This window comes from Alphaproteobacteria bacterium (assembly GCA_015231795.1).
Classification (GTDB): Bacteria; Pseudomonadota; Alphaproteobacteria; order Rhodospirillales; family WMHbin7; genus WMHbin7.
The window spans coordinates 19,409-35,220 of sequence record JADGAX010000015.1 but is presented as its reverse complement, the minus strand read 5'-3'; the positions used below and the strand labels follow the sequence as shown (position 1 = coordinate 35,220).

Genomic DNA, 15,812 nt, shown 5'->3' with positions numbered 1-15,812 from the left:
TCGTTGCTCCAGCAAAGCGGAGAAGTGAGCAGAATCTGCGGCACCAAATTGAAACGCCCCCCCAGGCGTTCCCGCTAGGCGGCAAACCTTTCGAAATATATGCCGGAAATTTCCTGAGCGCATTTTCGAGAAATTGACATTTCCGCCAGAAATTTCATGGCGCATAAGCTGATTGCAGGAAATTATCGGGATATCCCAACACTCAAGACCCGGAATATGCCCCCCGGCCCTCAAAGGTCATGTCCCGCCACGTGGTGTAGGAGATTCTGCTCCCTATGGCTTCTGCGCGCATGGAAGCTGCATGCCTTCCCACCGGCCTCCCAGTAGGGTAAATCTGGTGGCCAAAGGGAACACCACCATGATCCGGTCCATTTTCGTCAGCTTGTTCGTCTTCGTGGCCTCGATTGCCCAGGCCGCTGAGCCTATCGTTGGCAACGCATCGGTAATCGATGGCGACACCTTGGAGATCAGGGGCACCCGCATCCGTTTCAACGGGGTCGATGCGCCGGAAAGCGCCCAGCTGTGTCTCAAGGACGGTTCGCCATGGCGTTGCGGCCAGTCCGCGGCATTGGCCCTTAGCGATTTCATCGGCCGCCGGGCAGTGACCTGCAACGTGGTCACCACGGACAAATACGGCCGGTCGGTCGCCCGCTGCTCTGTCGGTGGCGAAGACATCCAAGGCTGGCTGGCGCGGCAGGGGTGGGCTGTCGCATATCGGCAGTACAGCCGAGATTACGTGCCCGACGAGGCCGCCGCCCATGCAGCCAAGGCGGGGATCTGGGCGTCCGAGTTTGAGATGCCGTGGGACTGGAGGAAGCACAAGGTCCGTGGCAGTCAGAAGCTGATCGCCGTCGATATCCCCGCCAGCAAGGCTGACTTGGCGCCCACCGTCACAACTTCGTCTGGCAACTGCCTAATCAAAGGCAACGTCAAAACCAAGGGCGAGCGCATCTATCATGTCCCTGGTTCCGGCTCCTACGACGTCACTCGCATCGACACCAGCAAGGGCGAGTGGATGTTCTGTTCCGTGGTCGAAGCTGAAGCTGCTGGCTGGCGGAGGCCAAGATGACCGGCATCGCCGCCGTAACCTCGAAGCGAAGCAACAAGAAATCCGGCGAAATCTCAGTTAAAACGCGGCGCTACATCATGTCCCTGCAGCCCTATCCCGCCGCTATCTTAGCCGCCATACGCGCCCATTGGGGAGCTGCCCTGGCAACTGGACTTCTCCTTCGACGAAGGCAAATGCCGGACCATATAAAGACCTCTCGCGGCTCAATTTCGTCATTATCCGCCATGTCGCCCTCAACATCCTCAATCGAAATCCGGCCAAGGTCTCCATCAAACGAAAGAGACTCAACGCAGACATCAGCCCAGGCTTCAGGGCCGAACTCTTTCTCGCTCGTTTAACTATTTAGGATTTTTCCCTATAAAATGTATAGTTGTCCATTCCCCACTGCGGCATCAGTAGGTATACTTCCTGCAGATTATGATCAACCTGCTGCATTTAAGGGGGAACCATGGCCTACACCGCCGACATCAGCCGCGCCAATCCGACCTGCTTCCTGTTCGTGATCGACCAGTCCGGGTCAATGGACGAAAAGATGGACTCGGGCAAAAGCAAGGCCGAATTCGTGGCCGACGTCCTGAACAAAACCCTATACCAGCTGATCATCCGCAGCACCCGCGCCGATGGCGTTCGCAACTATTTCGAAGTCGGTGTGATCGGATATGGCGGCAATGGTGCCGGTTGCGGCTTCCGAGGCGGCCTGAATGGTGCCATCGTCCACCCCTTGTCAGCGGTAGAAGCCAATGTCCTGCGCGTCGAGGAGCGTAAAAAGAAGGTCAGCGACGGCGCGGGTGGACTGGTCGATCAGTCGGTGAAGTTCCCGATCTGGTTTGAACCGACCAACAATGGCGGCACCCCGATGTGCGAGGCCATGCGCAAGGCTGCCGAGGTTCTGGTGGAGTGGTGCGACAGCCATCCGGCCAGCTATCCGCCGACCGTCATCCACGTCACCGATGGCCAGTCGACCGACGGCGATCCATCTCAGATCGCCGAGAGCCTCAAGCTGATTTCCACCCAGGACGGCCAGTGCCTGCTGTTCAACCTGCACATCCACACTGACGAGGGCGCGGCCGTGCTGTTCCCGTCGTCCGAGGGCGGTCTGCCGGACGAGCACTCCAAGATGCTGTTCCGCATGTCGAGCGGATTCCCGTCCCACTTGGTGGCGGCCGCCAAGGCAAAGGGCCACAATGTCAGCAGCGAAGCTAGGTTCTTCGGCTACAAGGCGAACATCGAGGAAATCGTCGACTTCTTCGAGATCGGCACCCAGGCAGCTAATCTCCGCTAGGTTCTTGTCCAAAGGGCAACGGTTCATGCGGGTGGTCTTTGCTGCCAAAGTGCCGAAATTGGCGTCAGAACCAGAGCTGATGGAGGATGCCTATAACGCCAAGCATTATCGCGGCCTCTATGCAGTCAGCGATGGTGCCTCTGAGTCCTACAGTTCGGCAGCGTGGGCACGCACGTTAGTCAACCACTTCGTCGACAATCCCGGCGTGACGGCTTCCTGGGTTGCCGCCGCCACCAAGGAATACAACAGCCACTTCAATCCTGAAACGATGTCGTGGAGTGCCCAGGCGGCGTTCGACCGAGGTTCATTCGCCACCTTGCTGGGGCTACAGGTCTCGGGCGACCGTGCAAGAATCCTCGGAATTGGGGATTCGTTGGCAGTCCTGGTGTCCGAAGGCCGCCTTGTAGCGTCGTGTCCATATCAAGATGCGGAACAGTTCAAGTCGCGCCCTGTGCTGCTATCGACCGCACCTGAGAAAAACATGGCGTTGCTAGCTCCGGGCACCATGAAGCGGTTGACCACCGTCTGGAATCTCAGGGGCTTCAAATCGCCGACCATCTTGATGATGACCGACGCAGTGGGGGCTTGGCTGCTGACTGACCCGGATGCACGCCTGCAACGGCTGCTGGCGCTGCCTTCGCGCACCGCCTTCGCCGCCTTGGTCGAGGGGGAGCGAGCGGCCGGAAACATGCGTCGGGACGACAGCACCTTGCTGCAGGTGGCATGACGCCATGGCCTATCCCGCGATCGACAAATACAACGAAGCCGTCCAGAAGCCTCCGCTGGCCTTCGTCGATCCTGTCCTCCAGAAGGGACATGTGGCTTCGAACGCATTCGGCCTCCCGATCGCTCTCGGCGGCGGCTTTGCCCTGACTTACACGGTCAGCAACAGCGGCAAGAAGTTTGCTGTTCGCTGCTTCCACAAGGAAGCCAAGGGGCTGCAGGAGCGCTACGCCAAGATTAGTTCAACGCTGGCGGCGATTTCGAACTCCAATTTCGTGGGTTTCCAGTACCAGCAGTCGGGCATCCGCGTTGAAGGCGTCCTCTACCCTATCGTCAGGATGGACTGGGCCGATGGCGAGACCCTCGGCATCTGGCTGGAGAACAACTACAAGAACAAGGCGGCCCTCACCCAACTGCTCACCAGTTTTCGCGGCCTGGAGAAATTCCTGCGGGAAAAGGGCATCGCCCACGGCGATCTGCAAAACGGTAACGTCCTGGTCGACAAGGGCACAGTCAAGCTGATCGACTACGACGGTCTGTTCGTCCCGGGCCTGCCGCCCGGCCAAGGAAATGAACTGGGCCACAAGCATTTCCAGCACCCGAAGCGCCAAGGCTCGGATTTCGGTCCGAGCATGGATCGGTTCTCCTTCATCGCCATAGACCTCAGCCTAAGGGCTTTGGCCGAAAAGCCAGCCCTATTCGATAAACACTCGAACGGCGAAAACATTCTTTTCTCTGCGGGAGACTACCTGGATCCAGCCTCCTCGGCGGTTTTCACCGACATCCGCGCGATCCCGTCGCTTACCCAGGATGCCGAAGCGCTCGCCAAAATCTGTCGGGCACCGATAGCCAATGTTCCGTCGCTGGATGACTTCCTGGCTGGCCGGAACATTCCCGCCACCGTGGTCTCGTTCCCCGCACCAGGCCAGCGGCCCGCAGCGGCCGGTCTGGCAATGTACGTCGGCGCCTACGACATCATCGACGCAAGCGATTATATGGCCGCCCTGCGCCGTGCTGGCGATCGCGTTGAACTTGTCGGCAGAATCGTCGAGCTTAAGGAAGCCAAGACACGCTATGGTCGACCGTATGTCTTCGTTAACTTCGGCTCTTGGAAGGGGAACATCGTAAAGCTCTCTATCTGGTCCGACGGATTGAAAAAGCTGACGTTGAAGCCTGATCAATCGTGGGTTGGTCGGTGGATCAGCGTGGTCGGCCTGCTGGAGCCGCCGTTCATCAACCCCAAGTACAACTACTCCCACATCAGCATTACCATCGAAGAAGGGAACCAATATCGCTTCATAGACGCGGCAGAAGCCCAGCGTCGCCTGGCGTCCATCGGCAAAACGGTAGGCACCGCGTCGGCGACCAGTGGGAAGAACCAAGCAATTCTCGCCACGATCAATGGCGGAAGCGAATCCCTTCCAGGCAGAATCAAGAAGAAGTCTGGGAAGGCATCGCCGTCTCCGCACCCACCCGTGCCGCCGATGTCGTCTAATAAACAGGTGCTGGAACAAATTCGCCGGCAGGCGAATGCAGGTGTGAACACATCCACCTCTGGCCCCAGCTACCAAAGCAGAACTCTTTCAGGTCAGGGAACTTCGCAAACACCCACACCGCCAAAATCTTCCAAAAGCGGCATCCCAGCGTGGCTTGTCTGGGTGGGGGTGGCTCTGTTTGTTTTTCTTTTGATCAAAGCCCGTCATTAAAGGGCAATGACGGCGGCCAGCATAAGAACCACGACAGCGACAGCGACCACAACTATCGCCCCGACCGGTGATATGGATGAGCGGAGAGCTGGCCTCACTTGATTGGACAGGATTTCCGCTTCGCTAAGTGGAGCCCTGCGTTGAAGGGTTATCCAGGGGACCGCCGCCCGCCCGTCTAGAGGCGGGGCGAGCGGGCCGGTGGGTAACCCGCCGTTCATGCCGCGATTCTCATCTGCGGCATATTCTCAAAGTAGACCTGATCGGGGCATTTGCCGTCAAGCGCCCGATGCGGCCTTCGCGTATTGTATAAACTGAGATAAGCCCCCAGGCTGGCCTTGGCCTCTGGGACGCTGTCATAGGCCTTGAGATAGACCTCCTCGTATTTGACGCTCTTCCACAGCCGCTCGACGAAGACGTTGTCGCGCCAGCATCCCTTGCCGTCCATGCTGATCTTGATGAGATTATCCTTGAGCAGCCCAGTGAACTCGATGCAGGTGAACTGGCTGCTCTGGTCGGTGTGTCCACAGATTCTGCATATTTCGCTGCTTTGCTGCAGCGACGAAATCTCCAGTCTTTGTCAATAATGTCGGCTCACGATTTCAGAAAACCGACGGCACTGCTGATTTGCGATTCAGGCGTCTTTTTCTGGTACCAAGACATGCCGATTGGCTGGTACCAAAAAATGTCAGTGATGCAGGGAAATGCCGGTACCAGATTTCTGCGGCATGTCGCTTGATTTTATGTGCCGCGACTTTTGCAAAATGCGTGGTACCACGAAAAGTGAAAAGAGAGACAAGGCGCACCAAAGGAAGGAGGCGTTCACACGCCCCTTCCAGCCTCATTTTTTGGCCCCACGGCGTGCTCATGCAGGGGGATATTCATGGCTCAATGAAAAGCGACGTCAGTTTCGAATTAATGTGCCCGCCAATTTGCCTCGTCTGGTGGTACCGCAAAATCAAACCACATGAAAATTCGTGGTACAGAAAAAGTCTTAGGAGAAAGCGGAAAGCGGAACATGAAAATGCACCTGCTTGGCGAGATTGCGGTGCCATGAAAATGGGGATGCGCGGCAATTTGCCCGGCACATCTTTTCCTCATTCGGATAGACGCTCTGCTTGCGTGACCTGCGATCAACGTAAATGTCTAATTGATCTGCGGAGTAGAAGAAATTAAATGCAGAAAGTGCAATTAATTTCGTATTAGAAGGGGCTAATACAGGAGATTATTTCTGAAAACGCCACTTTATTTCTTATTAGAAAAAGCTGATACAGGAGATTATTTTCGAAAAGAGCGTATAATCTCCCGTTAGCAGAATCTAATAAACGAAATTTTCTTTAGTGGCTCATCTTCCACCGCGTCGTTGGCTATTGAAGGCTTAGAGATTCAGTTGCTTCCCAAGGCGCGACGGTACAGGGTTCATTCCCAAGGCAGGTCAGAGCGACTTCACCTATCTCAAGGTGATTGGCCGGGGCTGGTTCTATCTCTTGATCTGCTCGCTTAAATGGATTCGCCCACATCTGACCTGTTTGTCCCGATCCCTGACGCGAAAAATTGTCCCGATATTGTCACGACACGTTGCTGACAACTGCTATAAAACGCAGTATAAACAATTTGATAGAGGAAGCCTCCTTCCATCCACTAGGGGAGGGAAATAGCACAAGTCCAGTGCCCATCTTCTTCCGACAGGGCGCGCCATTTCGGTACAAAACTGCGAACACCGGCCAGACCGGTCTTTTGCCCCACAATCAGTTGTGCGAGCTTGGTTTTTTGCCCAGTAGGGCGGATTTTGTCCTTACCGACCTCGACCTGGTCGATTAGGCTGCGCAATAACGCTCGATGGCTTCAGGCGGAATGTCCCCGGCTGCAAGGCTTTGGGGGGGGCGCTCAAAGGCGGTCTCGGACTGCGCTCGCTCGTTTTTCAATTCATGGATACTGCCTTAAGTCGGAATCCCCAGCCTGTCGGCCATGTGGCCCCGGGGAAAACAGTTGGGCAAGCTGATGCCGCGCTCCCGTGTGCGAAATTCCATCTTGTTTCTCATGTTGCGGCGAACGAGGGAGTATGCAGTAACCCGAGACGCTGCTGTCGGTGCTCATTTATTTTGCGGCGCCAAGTAGGAAGATGGATGTGCTATTAAAAGTTTACTTTATATCACAGCTTCACTCTATAGTAGAATTCATGTTCAAGTGTCTAATTGATCAATCCTGACGAGACCGTTACCTCGACGTGATGTTCCAGTTGGTCGTCAACCAGCGCAATCGCTTTCTCTTGCACGGCCACGCCATCCACCAACAGGCCAGTCACCCCCGACTTTCCGCAGCCTTCGCCAAGCTGCTGAGAAACGGAGATATGATAAACCGTCTCGCGATAGCGGTAGTGGATCTTGAATGTCTGCCAGTCCTTTGGCAGGCAGGGGGCTAGGCGTAGTTGATCGCCTTCCAATCTTAACCCCAGCAGGGATTCCATGAACAGTCGGTACATCCAGCCGGCGGAGCCAGTGTACCAACTCCAGCCGCCGCGCCCGATATGCGGCGAGAGGGCGTAGACATCTGCCGCCATGACATAGGGTTCCACCTTATATGTCGCCATGGCCTCTGCAGTCGAAGCGTGATTCACCGGGTTGATCATGGCGGTCAGTTCCCAGGCGCGCTTGGCGTTGCCCAAGGCAGCGAAGGCCATGGCCGTCCAAATCGCCCCATGGGTATATTGGCCGCCATTCTCGCGGACGCCCGGCACATAGCCTCGAATGTAGCCGGGATTGAGCTGCGAGCTGTCGAAAGGGGGATCGAGAAGTTGAATCAGCGAGCCGCTTTCTTGCACCAGCCGCTCGTCGACGGACTGCATGGCCATTCTTGAGCGCGATTCATCGCCGCCTCCGGACAATACGGCCCAGCTTTGCGAAATCGAATCGATTTGGCATTCAGTATTCGCGGCCGACCCCAGCGGCGTTCCATCGTCGAATATGGCGCGGCGGTACCAAGCTCCGTCCCAGCCATGCCGCTCGATGTTCTGGCGCAGTTTTTCTCCTTCAACTCGGCATAAATCGGAGAAGGCCTCATCACCCCTCGCCGCGGACAGATCGGCGAATTTTCCCAAGACTTCATAGAGGAAAAAGCCCAGCCAGACGCTTTCGCCCTTGCCCAGCATTCCCACCAAATTCATGCCGTCGTTCCAGTCGCCCGAACCGATCAGCGGCAAGCCGTGCTCGCCAAAGCGCAATCCGTGTCGGATGGCGCGCAGGCAGTGCTCGTATAGACTGGCCTGCTTGCCAGACTGGCCGGGCAGGTCGTAATAGGAATCATCCTCAGGGTCGACCAGTCGGCCCTCAAGATAGGATATGCTTTCATCGAGCACGCCGGTGTCTTTCGTGCTTGCCACATAGCGGCACACAGCCAAAGGCAGCCAGAGAAAATCGTCGGAACAATGGGTGCGCACGCCGCGGCCGGATGGCGGGTGCCACCAATGTTGAACATCGCCTTCCAGGAATTGGCGGCTGGCCGCCAGCAGCAGATGTTCTCGCGCCAGTCCTGGTCTGGCGTGAATCAGCGCCATCACGTCTTGCAACTGATCGCGAAAACCAAAGGCGCCGCCCGACTGATAGTAGCCGCTGCGCGCCCACAAGCGGCAAGCCAAGGTCTGATAGAGCAACCAGCCGTTGACCAGGACATTGACCGATGGATCAGGCGTTTCCACCTGTACGGCGCCCAGCGTGTGATTCCAATGCTGCCAGACCGCCTCCAGGGACTGTTGCGCCGCCCACGCTCCCTTGAAACGCTGCGCAATCTGACTTGCCTCCTCATGATCGCGCCCAACGCCCAGGCGAAAGACGACGTTGCGCGACTGACCGACGCCTAACTCAAATTCGACCTGCATGGCGGCACAAGGATCGAGACCCGCGCCCACCTTGCCGGAGAGGCGCGTGCGCGACAAGGCGGCAGGATTCGCAAGCGATCCATTTCTGCCGATGAACTCTTTGCGATCCGCCGTCAGGCTGCGTGTGCGGCCGTCAACATCAAAGAAGGCAACGCGCCCATTGAATTCGTCATTGTAGGGGTTGCAAGCAAATATGGCGCCGGTTTTGGAGTCAACTCTTGTCGTCACGTGCATGGCCGTCTTTTCACGCAGATCGCCCAACACCCATTCGACATAGCCGGTTGCCGACAGCTTCCTGGCCCGGTCGGATTCGTTGCGGATTTTCAAAACCGAGAACTTGACCGCGGCGTCCATCGCCACATACACCCAAAGCTCCGTGCATAGGCCGTTCGATCTATTCTCGAAAACGCTGTAGCCAAATCCATGACGGATGGTGAACGGGCTTGACGGCGGCGTTGGCAGGGGAGAAGGCGACCAGAGATGGCCGGTTTCTTCGTCGCGCAGATAAATGGCTTCGCCGCCGGAATCACAGACAGAATCATTGTGCCAAGGCGTAAGGCGAAACTCATGCGCGTTGTCGCCCCAACTATAAGCAACGCCGCTCTCGGATATGACCGTCCCAAAGAGCGGATTCGCCAAAACATTCACCCACGGAGCAGGCGTCGTCTGCCCTGGGGCCAACGTCAGGACGTATTCGCGGCCATCTGAAGTAAAGCCGCCCAGCCCGTTGGACAGAATCAAATCGGCGCGCAAGTCCATCGTGGAAACAGCCTCGGCCCTGTGCTGTCGGCTGCGAACAAATCTGGGTTGGCGCGGGCGCGCCAGGCTGCGATGCTCAAGTTGCTCGGCCAGCGATCCTTGGCTGTCGGCGATGACGGCCCGCGCTACCGACTGGAACAGAATGCGGTCCTCGCCGGAAATCTGCTCGCTTGAACGCAAGAAGATTCCGCCCGGACGGTCAATCACGCCAGCTTCGATGCCCGAGGCGATCATACCCATAATCTGATCGTGCAGACGCTGCCGGTAGCCGGCATGCTCCTCGTTCCAAATGACTAAGTCGACGGCCAGCCCCTTCATCCGCCAGTAGGCATGAGCCTGCACAAGCTGCCGGACCAGATCTATATTTGCTTCATCTGAAATCTTCAGAAGAACGATCGGCAGATCGCCTGAGATCGAGTAACCCCACAAGCCAGACTGCCCTCGGCGATTCAAAATCAGCAATTCGGCATCGGCGCGCAAAGCTAGATTGGCATAAACGATCGCGCTGGCCAGGCGCCCATACAGTTGGGCATCTGTCTCGCTGGCGTTCAACTGGCGCAAAACGACCTGACAATGGGTCCAGGCAAGGTCGAAGACGCGGTCGGACAAATGTCGGTCCTGGTATTTGTCGATCAACAGCATCGCGCCGTCTCGCGTTTCGCTAACGCCGGTCACTATGTCTAGCAAAACCGTCTGTTCGGACTCTAGCGTCAGGCTATGGCGAATTGCCGCTATGGGATCAAGCACAGATCCCGAGCTGCCGGAAAGCGGCGTTCTGCCGCTTAGCGCCACAGGATCCTTTGTGGTTCTGGTCCGACCGATAAAGCGAGAGCGGTCGGTTTCAAACGTTGCCTTCTCGATTTCTGCTCCATGCGCCGCCATCAGATGAAACATCAAGGGCGTTGTTTCGCCCTGAGAGCGTGGCCTGCGCGTGCAAATGACGGCGCGGCGATCTTCAAGTACTTCCGTCTGCACGAAAAGATTGCTAAAGGCAGGATGCAGAGCGTCGGAAGCCTGTGGCGCGATCACGACTTCGACGTAGCTGGTAACGTCGATAGTCCTGCGCTGTGGCGAACGATTGGTGATGCGCACGCGGCGCAGCTCGATATCGTCCTCCGGCGAGACAACGATCTCCATATGCGTCTCGAAGGCGCCGATGATGGAACCAACCGAATCGCGGCGGCGGAATTCAGCACGCCCCTCGGAGAAGATTGTTTCGTGCATGACCGGCTGCTTTAGCGTCGGCTGGTGGCCGGTTGACCAAAAGGAGCCGGTCTCCAAATCGCGGACATAGCAGAACGACCCCCAATTGTCGCACGTTCCATCCTCACGCCAGCGCGTGACGGCCATGTCCTTCCAGCGGCTGTATCCGCCGCCTGCATTGCTTACCAACACATGATAGCGCCCGTTTGACAGCAATTGCACTTCTGGCAAGGGTGTGTCCGGCGTCGTAAAGACGCGGATGGGGGCGTCAACGACGACCGGCGTTTTTCGCACTTCTGAAAGTTGCGCCGTGAAGGACGTCACAGCCGAAGCCCTTGGAATCCTCTCTTGCAGCAGCAACATCGCCGCCTGGAACAACCTGTTGGCTTCGAAGCGGCGCTGCATTGGACGATCCAGAATATGATAAGCCAGCGACAGCAGGGTCATTCCCTGGTGATGCGCCATGAAGGCGCGCACGACAGTGCTGGTCTGGCCGCGCCGTTGTCTGGACTCGGTATAGTCGATTGCCTCAAAGAATCCGTATTGACCAATGAACCCCTCGTTCGCAAGCCTTTGCAGATTATGGCAGGCCTCTTCCGGCGCCACCATCAGCGCCAGGGTCGAAGCATATGGGGCGATGACCAGATTTTCCGCCAAGCCGCGCTTCAGCCCAAGGCCAGGCACGCCGAAGGCATGGTATTGATAGTTCAGGTGAACATCGACGGTGTTATAGGCGGATTCGGATATCCCCCAAGGAACGCCGCGTTGCTTGCCGTATTCGATTTGCCTGACTACGGCCGCCTTGCACGTTTGATCGAGTAGTGTGTTGTCGAAATTCGGCATGACCAGAAGCGGCATCAAATATTCGAACATCGATCCGCTCCAGGACAACAGAACAGGCTCGCCGCCTGCGTTTGTCATCAAGCGGCCCAAGGCGAACCAACTTTCCTGTGGCAGTTGCCCTTGCGCAATCGCCACAAAAATGCACAACCGCGCCTCAGATGCCAGCAGATCGTAGCAGCTGGTATCCAAACGCCGCTCGGTTGCGTTGTAGCCAATGGACAGCAAATGGCGCGTCTTGTCGAACAGGAAACCGTATTCCATGTTGGAAAGTCTTCCGGCCTGAAGAGCCAAGCTCTCGATTTCGGCCATTCTTGATTTCGCCCTCTGCGCCGCAAGGCCGATGCATTCCTGAAATGACAATAGCCAATCCCGCGCGGTCGGCGGCATGTCGCCAGCAAGGCGCGATTCAATGTCCGCCTGCATGTCCGCTTCCAACCTGGTCAGGCGCCGCATGGTAGGAACACCCAAAGATAAGGCGATATCTTCCAACCCTTTCGGAGGCGCCGACAAAGCCAGCCATGGGGCCAGAAACATCACCTCTTCTTGCGCTTGCTGAACTTGCCTCGCCAAGTCTTCGCCCCATTGATGGGCTTCGCTTTCAGCCGACGCCTGGTTGCTTTCCATATGGGCTACGATCTCATCGGCACGCTGCATCATGCCTGCAAGATGCGGCCGCAGGACCGCAAGGTTGTCCTTGAAGTCCGACGCCGCCATATCGACGTCGCCTTGAAATGCCGACACCCTCTTCGCGCCAGAGCGATCAATGACGGATCGCAGAACATTCGCGGCGTCCTTTAGACCATCAAACAAGCGGCGGCCGAATATCGCTTCGTCGATCTGGGACAGCAGACCGGCCCGCAATGTCAGCAGATGTCCGGCAAGGTTTCCGCTATCCACTGTCGAGACGTATAAGGGGTGCAAGGGCATCAAAGTCTCGGTGTCGTACCAATTATAGAAATGCCCTCGATGGCGCTCCAACCGCTCCATCGCCGCCAGCGTCTTGCCAGTGCGCAGAACAAAATTTCCGCCTGTTATATAGCCGAAGTCATACGCCGTCAGGTTCGACAGCAAAGCCAAGCCTATATTGGTAGGCGACGTTCGATGGGCAATCGATGCGGCGCGGTATTCCTGATAGTTGTCGGGGGGAAGCCAGTGATCATCTGGTCCGACGAACTTCTCGAAAAAGGCCCAGGTGCGTCGCGCGACGCCGCGCAGGAAAAGCGTCTGCGCAGGCGTTAGGGTTGCTTTGCGGCGCGCCAAGGGCTTGCTGATCCACCAGGCGATGACAGGCGAGCAGAACCACAACAGCAGCACCGGACCCGCCAGCGGCAAGGCTTCCGGTTTATCGGCCGCAAGATACAACGTCACGCTGGCAGCGATGCTGGGCGCAAACCACATGGCCTGAAGGCTGGACTTCAGGCCATTCAACCCTTGCCAGGATTGCGCGCGACCTATGTCGCCTGATGGGTTCCATTCCAGCAATCGTTTGCCCGAGACAAATTTGCGCCACGCGGTGCGCGCAATGGCGTCAAGGCTGTAATATGCCTCATATGGCAGGCAGGCGAGTTCGAAGCCAATCTGCATGATGCGCCGCGTTGCTGAGTTGACGATGGCCGACAAATGTTGTCGCAGAAGCATTTCTTCAGGCTTGCGAATGAGTTCAAGAACCAAGGAGCAGACATGCGGAAGCGCCAAAACTGCAAGCATCGACAAGGTCCACACCATTGTCGGCGGCAAAACCGTCCATCCCAACGACAGCAAGATCATCAGGGCGATCGGCATCAGGCTGCGTCGTAAATTGTCGAACAATTTCCATTGCGACAGCAAGGAGAGCGGATTGACCTGACGTGCTCCCCCAGCAGTGCATTTTCCGCCTGGCACATGGCGAAACAACCACCCCGCCAACTGCCAGTCGCCGCGAATCCAGCGATGGCGGCGGCTGACGTCTGCGCTGTAGCGAATTGGATAATCCTCATACAATTGCACGTCGCTTAGCTGCCCGGACCGGACATAGCATCCTTCCAACAGATCATGGCTTAGGATGCAATTTTCCGGGAAGTTTCCACTGAAAGCCTGTTCAAAAGCATCGATGTCATAGATGCCTTTGCCGATAAACGATCCTTCGGCGAACAGGTCTTGATACACGTCGGACACGGCGCGCGTGTAAGGATCGATTCCAGTCTCGCCAGCATGCAGCTTGGCATAGCGCGAAAGGCTGGCTGCGGGAAGATTGGCGGCCACGCGTGGTTGCAAGATGCCATAGCCCTCGGTTACGCGCCGCCTATCTATGTCGTAGTATGGGCGGTTCAAAGGATGCGCCATGGCGCCAACCAAATTACGCGCGGCGTTGAGCGGCAAATCTGTGTCCGTATCCAGCGTAATGACATACTTCACATCAGACAGGGCCGACAGATCGCCAACGACAACGGAGAAGCGCGTTTCTGGCGCAGCGCCCCTCAGAAGGGCGTTCAAGTCGGCAAGTTTGCCGCGCTTGCGCTCAAAGCCCATCCATATTCCTTCTTGCGCGTTCCATCGACGTGGCCGATGAAACAAGAAGAAATGAGCTGCTCTGGCCCCATTGTCGTTAACGGCGTATCTTTGGTTTAGTTCTGCGATGCGCGCCTGAACATGCTGGACCAGCGCCTCGTCATCGGTCAGCCGCTCTTGGCTGGCATCTTGCAAATCTGTCAACAATGCGAAATGCAGACTATTTCCGCGATTTGCCAGGAACCGCACCTCAAGCGCTTCGATCAGAGTCTCGGTCGTCTCGACGCTTGTCAGCATCGAGGGAATAACGACCAGCGTACGCCACTCGGCAGGGATGCCTTTCGAAAAATCCATCTTTGGCAGCGGGTGTGGCGTCACAAGGACGGTCACCAACCAGTTCACCAATGCGACCGCCAACTGACTTGACGCCAGAAACATCAATGCGCTTAGAGGCAGAAGCCCCAAAAGGCCAATTCCCGCACTGTGCGCTTGCATCGCCAGAAGGCCTGTCATCAGAACGGCGATGAGCCAGATTGCCCCCAGATACAATGACAAGGGGAAACGCCCCGTCAGATGGCGCCAATATCCGAGCCAAGAGTGTCGGACGCCCAGCGCATGTTCAAGTTCTGCCACCCCTTTGCCGATCAGATAGAATCCGACGTGGGAAAATCGATTGTTTGACCCGCCACTCTCATCGGGCCAAGCATGGACGCCTGCCAGCACCAGGGCCTTGCGCGCCACGTCGCTCTCCGATTGCCGACTGAGCGCGGCGATTCTCTCAACAGAGTGACGGTAGCGGTCTCGGGTGGCGAAATCCATTCGCCCATAATTATTCCCCGGATCTTGCAACAATATCCTTTCCACATGGCTTGTCGCTTCGACGAATTCACGCCAGTCAACGGCTGCCAAAACGCGAAGGCTGCCGATGCAGTTGCTGATGGATACCTTGTTGGCGGCCTGTTGTTGGTTTTCGGACTGAACCATCTGTTCAATGGTTTGTCCCACCTCGGCTAGTCGTTGTTCCACCCATGTCAAAGGCAGGGCCAAGGCGGGACCTCGCCCCTGCAGGCGTCGCGCCAGTTCTGAGACGAACGCGCTGACGAGCGGAGGACCGGAGCGCGCCATGTCAGCAATCACCAATATCAAACTTTTGGGATCGCTTTCCACAGCTTCCGTCATCTTATCTGCCCATGAGGCGGCAAGATTCCGCACAATCCAGACTGCGGAAATCCTGGCGCCAAGTCGCGCCAAATTCTCAATGACGGCCAGGCGAAGCATAATGGGTATCGCCCACAACTCGCCGAGATTCAGTGGCGCAACGCTCTGATAGGCGGCGACAAAGCGACTAAGGCTTTCCGTATCGACACGACCGTCACTGTGCGCAATTGTTTCCAGCGCCACATCGTACACACGCGGGTGTCCAGCCGACTGACCTTGCGCCAGCTTAGGAAGCTCAAGACTGTAATCCTTCGGCAGATGCCGCTTTGCCGTTCGAATCTGCTCCTCAATAAGATAGAAGTTGTCGAGCAGCCACTCTCCTGCCGGGGTAACATGGCGGCCCTCTGTCGCCACGTCCGTCAACAACTTGCAAACGTCGATCAGGGTTCGTTCGTTTTTTGCCAATCGCGCCAACAGCTTGTCGGAGCTTCTGCCTTGCATCAGCACGTGCGAATGCGCCAGCGTCTTGCCATAAAGCTCCATTTGGTCGGCACTAAACAGCTCTGCACTCGAAAGGGCTGATTCATCGGCGGATGAGTCCTGCCCAACGCCGTCATTTTGAATGATACGAGCCGACTGCAGCCAATTGCATGCAAACGTTACAAGGCGCAAATCTTAGGCTCCCTTATGGCTGGCTTTGCCCTGGCGCGT

The 15,812-nt window shown here is 57.0% G+C and carries 6 protein-coding genes and 1 pseudogene; 4 read left to right on the top strand and 3 right to left on the bottom strand.

Annotated features, from left to right (window positions below; genetic code table 11):
* The first annotated feature begins 358 nt into the window (after positions 1–358).
* From HQL44_17400 to HQL44_17385, 4 genes are all read left to right on the top strand, one after another.
* A complete protein-coding gene (locus HQL44_17400) occupies positions 359–1,069 on the top strand; it encodes a thermonuclease family protein (protein MBF0270359.1) in 711 nt (236 codons plus the stop codon).
* 448 nt (positions 1,070–1,517) lie between these two features.
* A complete protein-coding gene (locus tag HQL44_17395; protein ID MBF0270358.1) occupies positions 1,518–2,351 on the top strand; it encodes a VWA domain-containing protein in 834 nt (277 codons plus the stop codon).
* A gap of 25 nt (positions 2,352–2,376) precedes the next feature.
* Positions 2,377–3,078, top strand: coding sequence for a hypothetical protein (locus HQL44_17390; protein MBF0270357.1), 702 nt, complete (start codon positions 2,377–2,379; stop codon positions 3,076–3,078).
* Between the two features lie 4 nt (positions 3,079–3,082).
* Positions 3,083–4,780 (top strand): serine/threonine protein kinase, encoded by a 1,698-nt coding sequence (locus HQL44_17385; protein MBF0270356.1) that lies wholly within the window; start codon positions 3,083–3,085, stop codon positions 4,778–4,780.
* 214 nt (positions 4,781–4,994) lie between these two features.
* On the opposite strand, the pseudogene HQL44_17380 reads toward HQL44_17385, so the two are convergent.
* The 3 genes and pseudogenes from HQL44_17380 to HQL44_17370 form a co-directional block, all read right to left on the bottom strand.
* Positions 4,995–5,300, bottom strand: a pseudogene (locus tag HQL44_17380) (transposase).
* Between the two features lie 79 nt (positions 5,301–5,379).
* A complete protein-coding gene (locus tag HQL44_17375) occupies positions 5,380–5,646 on the bottom strand; it encodes a hypothetical protein (protein MBF0270355.1) in 267 nt (88 codons plus the stop codon).
* 1,322 nt (positions 5,647–6,968) lie between these two features.
* Positions 6,969–15,644 (bottom strand): cyclic beta 1-2 glucan synthetase, encoded by an 8,676-nt coding sequence (locus HQL44_17370; protein MBF0270354.1) that lies wholly within the window; start codon positions 15,642–15,644, stop codon positions 6,969–6,971.
* Positions 15,645–15,812: the final 168 nt, after the last annotated feature.